Source organism: Pseudarthrobacter sp. H2, assembly GCF_050157045.1.
Taxonomy (GTDB): domain Bacteria; phylum Actinomycetota; class Actinomycetes; order Actinomycetales; family Micrococcaceae; genus Arthrobacter.
This window is the reverse complement of the sequence record NZ_CP189594.1, coordinates 2,526,748-2,541,785: the sequence shown is the minus strand read 5'-3', so window position 1 is coordinate 2,541,785 and position 15,038 is coordinate 2,526,748. Positions and strand designations below refer to the sequence as shown.

At 65.4% G+C, this 15,038-nt stretch carries 12 protein-coding genes and 2 pseudogenes; 10 read left to right on the top strand and 4 right to left on the bottom strand.

Annotation, left to right across the window (positions count from 1 at the left end):
* Positions 1-27: 27 nt before the first annotated feature.
* Positions 28-1,383, top strand: coding sequence for a DUF2254 domain-containing protein (locus ACQCSZ_RS12005; RefSeq protein ID WP_427008175.1), 1,356 nt, complete (start codon positions 28-30; stop codon positions 1,381-1,383).
* 345 nt (positions 1,384-1,728) lie between these two features.
* On the top strand, positions 1,729-1,875 hold the full coding sequence (locus ACQCSZ_RS12000) for a hypothetical protein (RefSeq protein ID WP_427008174.1): 147 nt from the start codon (positions 1,729-1,731) through the stop codon (positions 1,873-1,875).
* 78 nt (positions 1,876-1,953) lie between these two features.
* Here the strand turns inward: ACQCSZ_RS12000 and ACQCSZ_RS11995 are convergent, their stop codons facing one another.
* Entirely contained in the window at positions 1,954-3,561 is a 1,608-nt protein-coding gene (locus ACQCSZ_RS11995; protein WP_427007062.1) for a hypothetical protein, read from the bottom strand.
* Positions 3,562-3,842: 281 nt separating this feature from the next.
* Between ACQCSZ_RS11995 and ACQCSZ_RS11990 the strand changes: the two genes are divergently transcribed.
* Together ACQCSZ_RS11990 and ACQCSZ_RS11985 are read left to right on the top strand one after the other, a co-directional pair.
* Entirely contained in the window at positions 3,843-5,231 is a 1,389-nt protein-coding gene (locus ACQCSZ_RS11990) for an IS1182 family transposase (protein WP_427008300.1), read from the top strand.
* Between the two features lie 762 nt (positions 5,232-5,993).
* Positions 5,994-6,388, top strand: a pseudogene (locus tag ACQCSZ_RS11985) (four-helix bundle copper-binding protein).
* A gap of 509 nt (positions 6,389-6,897) precedes the next feature.
* Here ACQCSZ_RS11985 and ACQCSZ_RS11980 read toward each other — a convergent pair.
* Positions 6,898-7,584 carry a haloacid dehalogenase type II gene (locus tag ACQCSZ_RS11980; protein ID WP_427008173.1) on the bottom strand — a complete coding sequence of 229 codons (687 nt, stop codon included), beginning with the start codon at positions 7,582-7,584 and terminating at the stop codon, positions 6,898-6,900.
* 155 nt (positions 7,585-7,739) lie between these two features.
* On the opposite strand from ACQCSZ_RS11980, the gene ACQCSZ_RS11975 reads away from it, so the two are divergent.
* The 3 genes from ACQCSZ_RS11975 to ACQCSZ_RS11965 are packed head-to-tail and all read left to right on the top strand — an operon-like array spanning position 7,740 to position 9,479.
* Positions 7,740-8,120, top strand: coding sequence for an ArsR/SmtB family transcription factor (locus ACQCSZ_RS11975; RefSeq protein WP_427008172.1), 381 nt, complete (start codon positions 7,740-7,742; stop codon positions 8,118-8,120).
* Positions 8,107-9,087, top strand: a complete 981-nt coding sequence (locus ACQCSZ_RS11970; RefSeq protein ID WP_427008171.1) for a TIGR03086 family metal-binding protein — start codon at positions 8,107-8,109, stop codon at positions 9,085-9,087. Before ACQCSZ_RS11975 ends, ACQCSZ_RS11970 begins: the two co-directional genes overlap by 14 nt.
* A 53-nt stretch (positions 9,088-9,140) precedes the next feature.
* Complete coding sequence (locus ACQCSZ_RS11965) at positions 9,141-9,479, top strand: hypothetical protein (RefSeq protein WP_427008170.1); 339 nt, start codon at positions 9,141-9,143, stop codon at positions 9,477-9,479.
* 224 nt (positions 9,480-9,703) lie between these two features.
* Here the strand turns inward: ACQCSZ_RS11965 and ACQCSZ_RS11960 are convergent, their stop codons facing one another.
* A complete protein-coding gene (locus ACQCSZ_RS11960) occupies positions 9,704-11,227 on the bottom strand; it encodes a SulP family inorganic anion transporter (protein ID WP_427008169.1) in 1,524 nt (507 codons plus the stop codon).
* A 181-nt stretch (positions 11,228-11,408) separates the two neighbouring features.
* Between ACQCSZ_RS11960 and ACQCSZ_RS11955 the strand changes: the two genes are divergently transcribed.
* From ACQCSZ_RS11955 to ACQCSZ_RS11945, 3 genes are all read left to right on the top strand, one after another.
* The gene (locus ACQCSZ_RS11955) at positions 11,409-11,792 is read left to right on the top strand and encodes a MerR family transcriptional regulator (protein WP_427008168.1); all 384 of its coding nucleotides are present in this window, start codon (positions 11,409-11,411) and stop codon (positions 11,790-11,792) included.
* Positions 11,793-11,952: 160 nt separating this feature from the next.
* Positions 11,953-12,861: an ATP-binding cassette domain-containing protein gene (locus tag ACQCSZ_RS11950; RefSeq protein WP_427008167.1), complete on the top strand. Its 909-nt coding sequence runs from the start codon at positions 11,953-11,955 to the stop codon at positions 12,859-12,861.
* On the top strand, positions 12,861-14,480 hold the full coding sequence (locus ACQCSZ_RS11945; RefSeq protein WP_427008166.1) for an ABC transporter permease: 1,620 nt from the start codon (positions 12,861-12,863) through the stop codon (positions 14,478-14,480). The genes ACQCSZ_RS11950 and ACQCSZ_RS11945 overlap by 1 nt, the downstream gene beginning before the upstream one ends.
* 53 nt (positions 14,481-14,533) lie before the next feature.
* On the opposite strand, the pseudogene ACQCSZ_RS11940 reads toward ACQCSZ_RS11945, so the two are convergent.
* Positions 14,534-14,704 (bottom strand): annotated as a pseudogene (locus ACQCSZ_RS11940) (ATP-binding protein); the annotation flags it as partial.
* Positions 14,705-15,038: the final 334 nt, after the last annotated feature.

Genomic DNA, 15,038 nt, shown 5'->3' with positions numbered 1-15,038 from the left:
ACCTTCGATGCAGGCGGATTGCTGCCGATGAATTCGCGCGGAGCGCACTGGATGGATGCTTTGCGGACACGGCTGTGGCCGCTTCCGGTGTTGGCGGTCGCTCTGGCCGTGGTCCTGGGAACAGCTATGCCCGCCCTGGATGCTGCAGTTGACGGCCAGCTGCCCGAAAGTGTCACTGTTTTTCTCTTCAGTGGAGGACCGGAGGCGGCCAGGTCTGTTTTGCAGGCGATCTCGGGATCCCTCATCACGGTGACGTCCCTGACCTTCTCGCTCACCGTGGTCACGCTGCAGCTGGCCAGCAGCCAGTTCTCCCCGCGGCTGCTGCGGACCTTTACCTCCGACCGGTTCGTCCATGGCACGCTGGCCCTCTTTTTGGCTGCCTTCGCTTTCGCCTTGACCGTCCTTCGAAGCGTTCGCAGCGAAAGCAACGGAACCAGCCCGTTCGTACCCGAAATTTCCGTCACCGTCGCGTTCGTGCTCGCTATAGCAAGTGTTATCGGGTTGGTGCTTTTCCTGGCGCATCTCACCCGGGAGATCCGCGTGGAAACCATGATGCGCAGGGTCAACGTGGAAACCCAGGAATCCATCGACCGGGTCTTTCCCGAGGGGCGGCCTCCCCGTGGACCGGAACCAGTCCCGGTGTCCGAAAGGTTCCTCATCGTCTCCACCAGCTCGGGTTTCCTGACCTCCTTTGACAAGAGCGCACTGATGCGGGCGGCGGAGGAGTCCGGCGCCGTGATACGGATAGACCGGGAACCGGGCAGCTCACTGGTGGAGGGCGTTCCCTTCGCCACCGCCTGGTCCGCCGAACCGGGAGCAGCGTTCACACCAGCAGTCAGGGAAAAGCTGACGGATGAAGCTAACGGCGCTGTGGCCACCGGGTTTGAACGCACGAACGTCCAGGACGTCGGGTTCGGATTCCGCCAGCTGGTGGACGTTGCTGCGCGTGCGCTGTCCCCTGGCATCAACGACCCCACCACGGCAGTGCACGTCATCGGGCACCTCTCCGTTCTCCTGTGCCGGCTGGCGGAGAGAAGCCCCGGCCCCGAACACCTCACCGACGATGTCGGGCGGGTGCGGGTGGTGGTTTCGCTGCCTAAGCTCACGAACCTTCTCGATATGGCGATGAACCAGCCCAGGCAGTATGGAGCGGCAGATCCGGCCGTCGCAGGGCGCCTCCTGGGCCTGCTTCAGGAACTCACCTGGTGCGACCGGAAGGACCAGTACCGGACGGAGATCCTGGACCACCTGGGCCGTATGCGCAACGCCATCGGCGCCGCCGACTATTCAGCGGCCGAACGAAGAAGCCTGCTGGACCACGCGGACTCCTTAGACCTTCTGCAGAGACAGAATCGCCGCCCTGGAAACAAGGAAAACCCATGAGATCCTCGGACCCGCACAGGACAGCCAGTGACCGACCCCGGTCCGCGGCCCTGTGCTCAAGGTTGGTCCGGGCTGCGGACGTGCCGGTCGCAGCCTCTGCCGCGGGCGGGTGCAGCGCTACAGAGAGTCCGCCCGAAAGCGGAACGGAGATCGAAGACGTCCGCCTTGTTGCCATCCGTGAAGTGGTACAGGATGCTGATCTGGAGTACAAGGAGATCACGGTGGCCGGACAAGTAGCGACGATCATTGCCCACTCAGCTTTCCCATCGCTAATCCGGACGATTCCTCGGTCGAAGAACTCCTCATCGTGAACAAATCCGGCACGGGGACATAGAGGCCCGGGTTATGGTCAAGGTCAGCGCCATCGTCTACCGGGGCTTCAACGTAGCGGACGTGAAAAAGGAAACCGGAATCGAACTGGATGAAGCCCTGCACCAGCAGTGGCGTGGTGACTCCTGCATCGGGGCCTCCAAACTCGACGCGCAAAAGTAATACTCGTGTGATCATCTGAACGGGGTCCCGAGGCTAGCGTTCCTTGGGGGTCAGAACTTTGATGTTTGTCTTGAGTTTTCAGGCGGCGTTTACCATTCTTGCATCGTCGATGTAGCCGCGGACGTGCTGATCGATGGTCGACAGGGCGCGGCGCAGCGGTAGCGGTGCGGGCGGTTTGTCGGCGGCCAGCAGCGGACGCAGCAAACGGTTGTGGACCTTGGTGTAGAACAAGGCGACGCGCTGGCCCTCGGCCGTGATGTCGTACGTGTTGCTGTGCGGGCGTCGTTCGATGAGCCCGTTGCGGCGCAGTCTCGCGAGGTCGTAGCTCATTTGGTTGGCGTTGTAGCCGGTGCCCAGCAGATGGTTCACCCGGGCACGCAGGCTCCGGTGGGTGAATCCGAGGGCGGTGAGGCTGACACATAATGCGCCGAGCAGAGCCATGACCCGTGGATCGCCGAACCGCAAGGCCGGGGCCCTCCTGCCATCCTCGGTGAGGGTGGACTGTGCGACCCGCTCAAAGGCTGGGCTCGCAAGGACACAGCCCTGCCCGACACGTTCAGTATCGAGCAGGCGGGCATTGATGTCACGGGCTTTGGATTGCAGCTCGGGCAGATGTTCCAGGCGGCGGTGGCAGGCCAGGTCGTCCGGTGAGTTCACGACGGTCTCGATGCGCAGCGCACGGCCGTCCTTGAGGTACTGCTTGATCCGTGAATGCTTGTAGAAGGCGTTGATGGTGACGTCGGTGTCGCGGGTGACGACCTTGGTCTTGAATACCTCCTGGGTCCGGCGCAGGCGCCCGCGGCGGATCTGCCGGCCGAAGACCATTTCGAGTGTCTCGGGCCGGCCGAGGTCGAGGTTATCCGTCACGAGCGCTTCGAAGAAGGCCCGGGCACGCCGGGGTGCGTCGAAGACCAGGGTGCGGGAGATCTCGATCTGGCGCATGGACAGTTCCCACCAGTACCCGGCGTCCGCGTCGTGATCGGTCAGCGGCAGCGGGAGCACGGCGAGCCAGCGCTGGAAGAAGACCTCGATGGTGCCCGGGCCGAGCCGGTCGCAGATCTCCTGCAGCGCCTGCGGATCCTCGCAGGAGGCGAATCCGTTGGAGAGTTCGGTGAAGGCGATTCCCGCGTGTGTGGCTTGGCGCTTGGCCCACTCGTGCCCGTTGATCCAGACCTTGATCGGATACGGAAAATACGCGCAGACCTTGATGAACGCTGCACCGAAGTCGGTATCCCAGAGATAGAAGTAAAAGCACGTTACCCGCCGGTCTGCCTTATGGAAGCCGAACCACGGGATTCCATTGGTGCCCTGGCGTTCGGCGGAGGCGAAGACATTCTGGTACTCCTGGGCCACCCCGACCGCGACGACTCCGGACCGGCCAACCCTTTCCTGGGCGGCCATATAGCGGCGCATCACATCGATCTTCCGGTCCTCCTTGGCGAAGCGGATCAACGGGACATGGTTGGCCTCGGCGAACGAATTCACCGAGCGCCGGAACGCGGTGCCGATCTTTTCCAGGATCGCAGGCGAAGGGATTCGATAACCCAGATGTCTGGTCATGAACGAAACGACCTGGCCGCCGACCTGCAGGTTCGGAACGTAACCGTTGAGGTAGATCCGGTCCAGGCACTGAATATCCAGTGTCACATGGCCTTCGAGGACCTCGTTGACATTAACCATCACCATCACCGCATTCGTCGGCCGCTTTCCGAATACTTCCAGAATGCACCGCAGCGGACCGGCCGTTATCAGCAACAGCCAGCCAATCACCTCGGCGGTCAGAGGCGAAGCCTCACTGGGTGCGTGGGTCAGTAGTGAGGGTGCCGGTTTTTAAAACGCCGGCAGATTAACCGGGGCCGGTTGGGGGTGGCTGGGAGAATCGGGGTATGGATACCGGTTCTTCCGCGCAGGATGGTTTGTTCGACAAGTCGCTCGTGGAGCGGGTCGGGCAGCCCACCGATGTGCCGATGGATGCCAACGGCGGGGTCAACAAACGCTTCAAGGCCTTCGAGCCCGATGCGGTGATGCTGGTCCCGCCGTCGCTGGATGAATGGTTGCCCCAGGGCCATCTGGCCCGGTTCATCGCCGAACTCGTCGACGGGGAACTGGACCTGACCCGGTTCCACGCCTCCTACGCCAAGGCCAAGGGCCAGCCGCCGTATGATCCGCGGCTGATGCTGCGGATCCTGCTCTACGGGTACTGCGTCGGGGTAAGGTCCTCGCGGGAACTGGAAAAATCCTGCACGGACGTGGTCGCGTTCCGCTGGCTGGCCGCCCAGCAGGCCCCGGATTTCCGGTCCATCGCCCGGTTCCGCGAACGCCACCTCGCGGCGCTGGCCAACGTGTTCCTGCAGGCCCTGGAGCTCTGCCGGGCCGCGGGCATGGTCTCGTTGGGCCATGTCGCACTGGACGGGACGAAGGTGCGTGCCAACGCTTCCCGGCACAAGGCCATGAGCTATGCCCGGCTGACGGAGAAACAGAAGGTCCTGGCCGATGAGATCAGCGACCTGATGGCGGAGGCGAAGACCGTGGACGCGGCCGAGGACGCCCGCTTCGGGCCGGGCAAACGCGGGGATGAACTGCCTGCCGAACTGGCCAACCGGGCCCGGCGCGCCGAGGCGATGAAGACCGCCCGGGCATCCATCGAGGCCGAGGCCGCGGACAGGGCCCGCCGTGAGGCCCAGGAGAAGGCCCGGTCCCGCGGGGACGATGACGACGATGTCTCGGGCAAGGGCGATGCCGCCGCTGCCGCGGCGGTGCCCAAGCCCACCGCCCAGCGCAACTTCACCGACCCCGACGCGAGGATCATGAAGACCGCGGACGGTTCCTACCACTACTGCTACAACGCCCAGGGCGTCGTTGATAAAGATCACCAGGTCATCGTTGCCACCGAACTGACCAACACCGCGGTGGACGTCCAGCAACTGGTCCCGATGGTCAAGAACGCGCAGGACACCCTGGAAGCCATGCCCGGGAAGTGGAGCGCCGACGCCGGGTACTGCTCGGCAGCGAACCTGGAACACGTCAAAGACCTCGAAGCCGGCGCCGGCACCGAGTTCTTCATCTCCACCCGGCGGATGAAACACGGACGCCCGGTCCCGGACTCGCCCAGGGGCAGGATCCCGGCGGACGCGACCCTGGCCGAGCGGATGGCCCGGAAACTGAAAACGAAGAAGGGCAAAGCGGTCTATGCCCGGCGCAAAGCCATCGTCGAACCGGTCTTCGGACAGATCAACACCCGCCAGGGCAAGCATGTCCTGTTGCGCGGGCTGGAGAAGGCATCCGGGGAATGGAAGCTGATGGCCGGCTGCCACAACCTGCTCAAACTCTTCACCTACCGCACCGCCACGGCCTGAACACGGCCGGGACGATGCCCCGGGATCAAACCTGCAGCACCGGACCGCGCCCCGCGGGAGCCTCCCAGGCTTCCTTCCGCGAAAACGCCCGGAGACCGGCCCCCTTCCACGAAAAGGCGGCCGGCCTCTGGACCATCACGACTCAAACCAGCGGAACCGTCAAACCACTACCGACCCACGCACCTAGGCTGATCCGATGGTGTCCACCAGGAAGTGGTGATGGCCGCGCTGAGTTGGTCTTCGTTAGGAATGCTTTGCTGCCCAGTTTCGCTGCGAGGCTTATTGATGTGGCTCCTTCTGACCCTTCTCTTGGCGGGAGCCGCGTCCTACACCCATGGCAGCCGATATGCCATCGTCCCCGGGCATGACCCCTTCCACTCGGTGGGCGAACAAGGCCTTGAGCCAGTGCCCGCTCAGGGGGAACCCGCAGCCAGTTCAGGTGACACTTCAGCGTCGGATTCCCAGATTGTCCGCGTCTTCCACGAGGTTGGCCCGTCCGTTGATCCTGAGGCGCTGCAGAAGGACCGCTGCGAACGGCGGCAGTCCCCCCGCAGCGAACCGGCCCCGCTGAGGACTGGGGCGGTGGACCCGCCGTCCTTGACTCACCGGCAGCAGCCCGGTGACGGGATTTTTCCAGCGTTCTTCCTCCGGCGCCGGATCTGCCGGCGCTCACGGTGGTCCAGCTTTCCATCAGCAGGACGTAGATAGGGCTGGCCGTTCCACTTCATCAAACCTGCCGTATAGACCTGGAAAGAGAAACCAATGACACATGTACAGTCCATGTTGGACCCCTGCCCAAAGGACTTGGGGAGTATCGATAAGAATGTATCCAGGCGTGCTTTGACTGCGCGCACACGTGCACTGCGTGCGCCGACGCATGCCTCAGTGAGGATATGGTCGCCGAGCTCACCAATTGCATCCGCACCAACCTTGACTGTGTCGACATCTGCGCGGCGACCGGGAAGATCCTCTCCCGCCACGGCAGCTACGACGCCGATATCACCCGTGCAGTACTGGAAGCATGCCGCACCGCCTGCAAAGCGTGCGCGGATGAATGCGGCCAGCATGCCTCCATCCACCGCCACTGCGAGGTGTGCGCCGAAGCCTCCCGGCGCTGTGAGCAGTCCTGCGCCGAACTCCTTGCCTCGCTGGGCTGAGCCAAGGGAGTCCCGGTAATGACGCATCCACAGATTTCCCGGCCAGCTCGTCGTGCGCGGCACAAGGAACAGCTAACGGGCGCAGCACGCGGGAGGCCCTCGGACGATCCGCAACTGCGCCGGATGCTGACCTCACACATCCATTGCGGTCAACCCATGCAGCTCGTGACAGTAGACAAGGCACCACCCGAAGAGAGTAGGGACGGCGGCCTGCTCACCTACCGGTGCGCGTGCGGGTTTAGTTTCGATCAACGTCAGGACTGACCAGACCTGTGTTCAGCGGCCAAGGTAGCGGTCCCGGCGGAGGAAAAGCCCCGACCGTTCAGCCCTGGCCGCTGAGCCTTTCGATGAGCTCATCGGCCTGTGCCAGGTTACACGCCATCCTTGCCCGTTCACTGGCGGCCTTTCCAGAAAGCCGGCTAAAGCCAAGCCACCGTCACGGTCGCCACCGTCATCGTCGTGGTCGCCACTGCGAACCCCGAGCTTGGGGTCGCCCGGGCAGTGTGCACTTAAGCCGGAGCTGCCGGGCCCAGGGCGGCGGCCAGGTCCGCGAGGCCGTCGATGACGAGGTCCGGCTGGGTGAAGTATGAGGGGTATGTTTCCTGTGTGCGGTTGAGCCAGACGGTGCCCAGGCCGGCGCGGGATGCGCCGTGGATGTCCCACGGGTGCACCGCGACCAGGAGCATCCTCCCCGGTTCCACTCCACAGGCCGCGGAGGCGTAGGCGTACGATGCGGCGGCGGGTTTCCAGGCGTCTGCGTCCTCGACGGTCAGCAGGCGCTCGAAGCTGCCTTTGATTCCCGCGTCCGTGAAGAGTCTCTCCGCAAGCATGGAGGACCCGTTGCTCAGCGTCACCAGCCGGTATCCGCCCGCCTCCAGCCCAAGAATGCCCTGGCGGACATCCGGATGCAGGGCCAGCGAACTCAGGCCGTCCATGACGTGCCCCACCGCCTGGCCCGGGTCCATGAGCAGTGACACGCGCCCGAGCAGCCTGTGCAGGATGTCAGCGCCGATCTGCCCGAAGCGGGCGTTGTCCCCTGCGGCGGCGAGGGCAAACCCATCCCGCAGCAAGGTGGCGAACCAGAGCGGGGCCATCGCCTCCGGCGCGCCGACTTCCGCGAACCGGGTGGCCATCGGGGACATGTCCGAGAGGGTTTCGTTGACGTCAAAAACAATGACGGACGGGGAACTCATCATGATTCTCCTTCGGTGCACCAGCGAGGTCTGCGGCTGCCAAGCTGTACGGGTGCCTACCGCACGGTACTCCTGGTTTCAGGGTTTCGACGAAGGGCCGGCCACTCTTCGATAGCGGGCACTTGCGCAATACGTTAGCGTCCACTAACGTATTATCTGTGTTGGATGCCTTGGAGATCGCTGCGGAGCCGAACCGGCGCCGGCTCCTGCATCTTCTGGCACGCAGCGAACAGTCGGTGGGGGAGCTGGCTGTCCATTTCGCGGTGAGTCGCTCCGCTGTTTCCCAGCACCTGCTGTTGCTGGAGCGGGCGGGCCTGGTGGCTGCCCGCAGGGAAGGGCGGAACAGGTACTACAGGCTCGACCCAGGGGGCATGGGCCGGCTCCGGGATCTCGTCGAGCAGTTCTGGACCGACGAACTCGAGCTGCTTTCCTCCGATGCCGCAGCACTGGCCCGCCAGCGTCCCGGACCCCCGCAACATCACCCCACCCAGCCGAAAACTGCGCTTCAAGATAAGGACTCTTCACATGAGCTTCGATAAGACCATCCACCTGCCCGTCGACGCCGACGAGGCTTTTGCCCTCATCACCGACCCGGAACGCCTGCGCCGCTGGCAAACGGTAGCGGCCCGGGTCGACCTTCGCGTCGGCGGGGAGTACCGCTGGACCGTCACGCCCGGCCACCACGCCGCCGGCACGTTCCAGGAGATCGAGCCGGGCAAGCGCATCGTCTTCACCTGGGGCTGGGAATCCGGGATGGACCTGGCGCCCGGCGCGTCCACCGTGACAATCACCCTTGAGCCCGACGCCGAGGGGACCTCGCTGCGTCTGGTCCACGACGGACTCACCACCGATCAGGCCGCGGCACACGCCGAAGGCTGGAACCACTACCTGGCCCGCCTGATCGCCGAAACCTCCTCCGGCGCCGGTGCCGGCCCGGACGACTGGTCCGCGGCCCCGGACCCGATCGATCACCTCAGCTCGGCCGACGCATCACTGGCCGTTCTGCTGGGCGTGCTGCGCAAGCTCACCCCGGCAGACCGGGAGAATGCCACTCCGTGCGAGGCATTTACCGCCCATGAATTGCTTGAGCACCTCGCCGGCTCCCTGAAGCAGATCGGCGGCGCCCTCGGCGCGGACGTGACAGACGCCGCCGATGCTGCGCCGGAGGTACGTATCGCAGGACTGGCCCAGCCAGCACTGGAGGCCTTCACCCGCCGCGGGCTCGAGGGCACCATCGACATGGGATTCGCCGAACTCCCTGCGACCATGGTGGCGGGGATCCTCAACCTTGAGCTGCTCGTGCACGCCTGGGACTTCGCGAAAGCCGCCGGCCAGGAACTTGTCGTCTCCGACGTCGTCACAGATTACGTCGAGGGCCTGGCCCGCGCGACCATCTCCGACCAGGTCCGCGCCAGCGGCAGCTTCGCAGCCGCGTCCCCGGCCGCCGAGACCGCCGGCGGCCTGGAGCGCCTGATCGCCTTCACCGGCCGCACAATCGCCGCCTAAAGCTTTTCACCCTCAACGACCCCATCAAAAACACCCAGGAAAGAAGGAACGACATGTCCAAGTTCGTCTTCATCTACCACGCGCCGATGACCCCCGCCGAGGCCGCACCGCCGGCGCCGGAAGAGATGGCCGCCGTCATGGAACAGTGGAACGCCTGGGCCGCCAAGGTCGGCAACGGCCTGGTCGACTTCGGAACCCCGCTGGCCAACGGCATCCGCGTTTCCCCCGGCGGAACCACGGCACCGAGCCGGCGCGAAGTCGCAGGATACAGCATCATCGAAGCCGAAAACCTCGAGGCAGCCGTCGAACTCGCCAAGCAGCACCCGCACCTGAACATGCCGGGCGGCTGCGAAATCGAGGTCCACGAGGCCCAGCAGATCCCCGGAATGTAGCGGGCAGGGTAACCCCGATCCGCCGGTGTGTGCGCCGCTGCTCCGCGGCCGCGGCGGGCACACCGCGATTTCACAGAATCCGGAACCACGCCGTCCGGCAAACCCGGGCACCGCCCACGATGACCACGCCAGGGTTGGGATCCCCGCCGCGTCGCTGCTGGCCGCCCTCCTGGCCTCCGTCGTCCTGGGCACCCGGAACCGTCAGTACCGTGGCGGCCGCGGGGTCAGTGGCCGGCGCCGAGTTTCCCGCCGAGGCGTTCGCGCATCACGGCGCTGGCATCGTTCAGACCGATGATTTTCACGTCCGTGCCGTGCCGGCGGTACTTCTCGATGATGGCGTCCAGCGCCGCGATTGTTGAGGCATCCCAGAGGTGGGAAGCGTGCATGTCGATGGTCACGTGCTCAGGGTCCAGTGCGTATTCGAACTGGGTGTAGAGGTCATTGGAGGAGGCGAAGAACAGCTCCCCGTCCACAACATAGGTCGCAGTTTCGTGCCCATCAACGGTCCTCACGATCCGTTCAACGGTGACGAAGTGCGCCACGCGGCGGGCGAACAGCACCATCGCCACCAGCACACCCACACCTACCCCGATGGCGAGGTTGTGCGTGGCGACGACCACGATGACCGTGGCGACCATGACCAGCGTTTCACTCTTGGGCATCATCGTCAGGGTGCGGGGGTGGATGCTGTGCCAGTCGAACGTGGCCCAGGAAACGAAGATCATTACCGCGACCAGGGCGGCCATCGGGATCACTGAGACGAGATCCCCGAGGCCCACGACAAGGATGAGCAGGAAAACGCCGGCGAGGAAGGTGGAGATCCGGGTGCGGGCTCCGGAGGCTTTGACATTGATCATGGTCTGGCCGATCATCGCGCAGCCGCCCATGCCGCCGGTGAAACCAGTGACGATGTTCGCCACGCCTTGGCCCCAGGCTTCCCGGGTCTTGGGCGAGCGGGTATCGGTGACATCGTCCACGAGCTTGGCGGTCATCAGGGATTCAAGCAGACCGACGAAGGCCATGGCCAGGGCGAACGGGAAGATGACCTGCAGCGTCTCAAGGCTGAACGGGACATTCGGGATGAACAGGGTCGGCAAGGATTCAGGCAGGTCGCCCTTGTCGCCCACGGTCGGGACCGTCACGGAGGCAACGACCGTGATGAGTGTCAGCACGATGATGGCGACCAGCGGGGCAGGCACTGCCCTGGTCAGCTTCGGCAGACCGAACACGATCACCAGTCCCAAGGCAGCGAGAGGGTAGACCAGCCACGGAACATTGATCAGTTCGGGAACCTGGGACATGAAAATCAGAATGGCCAGGGCGTTGACGAAGCCCACCATCACCGAGCGGGGAATGAACCGCATCAGCTTCGCGACCCCGGAAACACCCAGGATGATCTGGAAGACCCCGGCCAGAATGACGGCGGCGACGAAATAGTCCAGGCCATGGGACTTCACCAGCGGCGCAATCACCAGCGCGATCGCACCGGTCGCCGCCGAGATCATCGCCGGGCGTCCGCCGACGAAGGCGATGGTGACGGCCATGGTGAAGGAGGCGAACAGCCCGAGCCGCGGATCCACGCCGGCGATGATCGAGAAGGCGATCGCTTCCGGGATCAGCGCCAGGGCGACGACCAGGCCGGCGAGGACCTCGGTCTTGAGCCGGCGCGGGGACTTGAGTGTTTCCCGGACAGACGGCGGCTGTCCAGGGGTATAGGAGGGGGTATCCCCGGCGGATTTCACGGCCATTGCTGGCTCCGTTCATGGTCAGGAAGACGCAGGGCATGCGGCTTCGCTTTCTCGAAGAATGAGGGAGGCGCCGCACTGCGCCGGGAAGAGCGGGAACTACCCTTGAAGGTCTCACCACTCAACAGAAACCCTACCCTAACGTGATGGTAGAGTTTGAATTGGAACAGGCCGGAGGCCCCTGATGACAGCAAGAACCACCAGCTCCACCATGCACATCGGTGAACTGGCAGAACGGACGGGTCTGTCCCTGAGGACCATCCGACACTACGACGACGTCGGGCTCCTGCCAGCAACGTCCAGGACAGACGGCGGCTTCCGGGTGTATACGGAGGATGATTTCGACCGTCTCATGGTCATCAAACAGATGAAACCCCTCGGGTTCTCGCTGGAAGAAATGGCCGAAATCCTCGGCATCCTGGCCTCAAGCGAGGCCACGGGCACCGACGAGGAAGCACACGCCCGACTTTCCGTGTTCCTGGCGAAAGCGGTCCATCAACGGGCCAAGATGGCCCGTAACCTGTCCCAGGCGGACGAGTTCATCCGGAGGCTCAACGAACAGCCCTGACGGGCCGGTGGCCGGTGGCTCTTCCCTGGCGGGTTGGACCGGACGTAGGCTGTGGATCGGAGAGCCGGGAAGCCTGGTCGGCCCGCGGGGTAACGTGCCTGCGGAACGCCGTGGCAGCCGCCTCGGTCGTTGTCGCTGGACCGAGGGAACGGGACCCATCATGACTTCAGCATCAGATCCCGTCATTGACGCTACACGGCTCGTGAAGACGTTCGGCAGGACCCGTGCCTTGGACGGCCTTGACCTGCGCGTCGGTCCGGGTGAGGTCCACGGATTCCTTGGCCCCAACGGGGCCGGCAAATCAACAACCTTGTGGGTGCTCCTCGGGCTCATCCGCCCGAGTTCGGGAACGGCGCGGGTGTTCGGGCTCGATCCCTTGCGGGACCCGGTCCGCGCCCACCGGGACATCGCCTATGTTCCCGGGGATGTGAGCTTATGGCCGAACCTGTCCGGCGGGGAAGTCATTGACCTGCTCACCGGACTGCGGGGCGGCTCCGAGGAGCGGCTGCGCCGGGAACTGATCGATGAGTTTGAGTTTGATCCGCGGCGCAAGGCCCGGACGTATTCGAAAGGCAACCGGCAGAAGGTGGCACTCATCGCGGCGTTCGCCCGCCCGGCCCGGCTCTATCTGCTCGATGAGCCCAGTGCCGGCCTGGACCCGGTGATGGATTCGGTGTTCCGCCGGCAGGTCCAGCGCGTCAGTGCCGAGGGTGCCACGGTTCTGCTCTCCAGCCATATCCTCAGCGAAGTCGAGCAGCTCTGCGGCCGGGTGACGATCATCCGTTCCGGAAAGGCCGTGGAATCGGGGACCCTGGCTGAGCTGAGGCATCTGAAGCTCACCCATTTCCGTATCGAGGGCGCTGATGCCGGCCTGCTAGCAGCCCTGCCCTGGGTGCAGGGCGTCCTGACCGACGGGGACGTTGTCGAGTTTGACGTGGACGCAGCCGACCTAGCACCGGTGTTGGAAGCGGTCGCGGCGGCCGGGATCAGCGGTCTGAACGTTTCCCCGCCGTCGCTGGAGTCCCTGTTCCTGAGCCATTACAGCGACTCCACCGGCCAGGTGCTCTGATGTCCGGCATCATGGCCCTGGTGCTGGCCCAGGCACGCAGGGACCGGATAGTCCTGCCCGTCTGGATTCTGGGCATCGCCTTTCTGGGATTCGCCGTGGCAGGTGCGGTGGCCACGGAATTCGCGGACGAGGCCGACCGGGCGGCGATCATCGGTGTGGCGGCGGTGAGCCCGGCGTTCCTGTTCGTCCGCGGCCTGCCCGACGGGGCTGGTGTCGGAGCGGTGGTGTTCTTCCAGGGCTATGCCTTCACCGCCGTGCTCGCAGGTCTGATGAGCACGTTTCTGGTCATCCGGCATACCCGTACCGATGAAGAGCTCGGACGCGCGGAGCTCATCGGCTCCGTGCCGATCCCGCGGGCCGCGTCACTGACGGCAACCCTGATGCTGGGGGCAGCCGCGAATCTGGTGCTGGCTCTGTGCGTGGCCGCCGGTTTCGCCGCCGCCGGGCTGCCAGGACCCGGGGCAGTCACGGCCGGGGCCGCTGTCGGTGCGGTCGGGGCCTTTTTCGTGGCCGCCTCCGCGGCCATCGCCCAGGTCATGCCCTCGGGTCGGGCCGCCAACGGAGCGGCAGCGGGTCTGGTCGGTGCGGCATATTTCCTGCGCGGTATCGGCGATGCGTTCGGCACCCCGAGCGCCGATCTGACCCGGGTCACCAGCGGATGGGTTTCGCTGCTCTCGCCCATCGGGTGGGGCCAACGCTCCCGGCCCTTCTCGGCCGCCGATCCCGTGCCGCTGCTGGTCCTGACGACGGCGGCCGCCACCTTGGCCCTCGCTGTAGTAGCGGTCAGAAGGGGCAGGGATCTGGGCGCCAGCCTGCTGCCTGAACGTGCCGGCAGGGAGCGTGCCGGCACCGGGGGTGGCTCGTTCCTGGGCCTGGCCTGGGGCCAGCAGCGGCCCACCATGATCGGCTGGTGCCTTTTCGCAGCCCTGCTGGGAGGGATCGCCGGGGGGCTCGGGCCCGTGGTCAGTGACGTGATTGGCGGCAATGAATCGCTCCGGGAGCTGATCCTCCGGCTCGTCCCTGGCAGCCGGGCGGAGATCATCGATGTGTTCACCGCTGCCCTGCTGGGCATCGCCGGTGTCCTGGCCGCGGCCGCCGGTATCCAGGCGATACTGCGGCTCCGCGCAGAGGAAGCCGAGGGCCGGGCCGAACTTCTCCTGGCCACGCCCCGCTCCCGGGCACGGTGGCTTGGCGCGAACCTGGTGCTGGCCGCGACCTCGGTAACGGTCGTGGCCGCCGTCGCCGGGACCGCAGCGACCATCGGCCTTACCCTCTCCGGCGTGGTGAACGGCCCGCCGGGCCTGCTGATCGGTGCTGCGCTGGCCCACGTCCCGGCCGCCGCCGTGTTCGTCGCGGCAACGGCGGTCCTCTTCGCAGCGGTGCCAAGGGTGAGTATTCCGTTGGGGTGGGGCATGTTGGCCGGCGGCCTGGTCCTGGGCCAGTTCGGTGAACTGCTGCGCCTGCCTGCCTGGCTGCAGGATGTGAGCCCGTTCCGGCACTCCGCGGCGATGCCAGTGGAGCCGTTCGACCCCGCAGCTGCCCTGACCATGACCGCTATTGCCCTTGCCGGGGCAGGGATCTCCGCCTACCTGCTCCGGCGCCGCGACCTCACGGCGTGATGCCGACCGCTCGGACAAGTGGTGCCCGCTGTGTGGCTGGTGGCCGCACCGGACAGGTCCACGCGACCATAGCGGGCGTACACGAGCCGGGCCGCGACGGTGTATTTGACCCAGTAGCCCCTCTCCGCCGCGGCGGTACCGAGCCCGATGAGCAGATAGGATTTACCGGTCCCGGAGTCGCCGATCAGGCACAGGGGTGCGCCCTTGCGGATCCATTCCCTTGTGCGTCGCCAGGCTTCGATGCAGGCTGCCTTTCCGATGAGGGCGGTGCCGGCGGTCCCGACGAAGGTGTGATCGTTGGACATGAGTCCTGCAAGGTCTCCTGCGTTGATGCGTTCGCTGAAAAGAATGGCCAAAGCTGCAGCGTCATCTATGCCCGAACGCTACCGGATGACCTGCGGGCGCCGATCCAAGCCCCGGCCGGTATGCGCGCATGGTGTGGGATCGGCGGCCCCGGGGTCCGTTTCGTCCTGGCCTGCCATGAGATCTTCGAACGGGTCCGTTGGGATCCGAACTCCGGAGGGGTCTGAGATCAGCTGCTGCATCCGGTGGCTGCTG

What these genes read in the sequence shown, in the direction of transcription:
- ACQCSZ_RS12000 (WP_427008174.1), top strand. Translation starts at nt 1,729, where the DNA reads ATGGTCAAGGTCAGCGCCATCGTCTACCGGGGCTTCAACGTAGCGGAC.
- ACQCSZ_RS12005 (WP_427008175.1), top strand. Translation starts at nt 28, where the DNA reads ATGAATTCGCGCGGAGCGCACTGGATGGATGCTTTGCGGACACGGCTG.
- ACQCSZ_RS11980 (WP_427008173.1), bottom strand. Translation starts at nt 7,584, where the DNA reads ATGATGAGTTCCCCGTCCGTCATTGTTTTTGACGTCAACGAAACCCTC.
- ACQCSZ_RS11995 (WP_427007062.1), bottom strand. Translation starts at nt 3,561, where the DNA reads ATGGTGATGGTTAATGTCAACGAGGTCCTCGAAGGCCATGTGACACTG.
- ACQCSZ_RS11990 (WP_427008300.1), top strand. Translation starts at nt 3,843, where the DNA reads ATGGATGCCAACGGCGGGGTCAACAAACGCTTCAAGGCCTTCGAGCCC.
- ACQCSZ_RS11955 (WP_427008168.1), top strand. Translation starts at nt 11,409, where the DNA reads ATGACAGCAAGAACCACCAGCTCCACCATGCACATCGGTGAACTGGCA.
- ACQCSZ_RS11945 (WP_427008166.1), top strand. Translation starts at nt 12,861, where the DNA reads ATGTCCGGCATCATGGCCCTGGTGCTGGCCCAGGCACGCAGGGACCGG.
- ACQCSZ_RS11970 (WP_427008171.1), top strand. Translation starts at nt 8,107, where the DNA reads ATGAGCTTCGATAAGACCATCCACCTGCCCGTCGACGCCGACGAGGCT.
- ACQCSZ_RS11950 (WP_427008167.1), top strand. Translation starts at nt 11,953, where the DNA reads ATGACTTCAGCATCAGATCCCGTCATTGACGCTACACGGCTCGTGAAG.
- ACQCSZ_RS11960 (WP_427008169.1), bottom strand. Translation starts at nt 11,227, where the DNA reads ATGGCCGTGAAATCCGCCGGGGATACCCCCTCCTATACCCCTGGACAG.
- ACQCSZ_RS11965 (WP_427008170.1), top strand. Translation starts at nt 9,141, where the DNA reads ATGTCCAAGTTCGTCTTCATCTACCACGCGCCGATGACCCCCGCCGAG.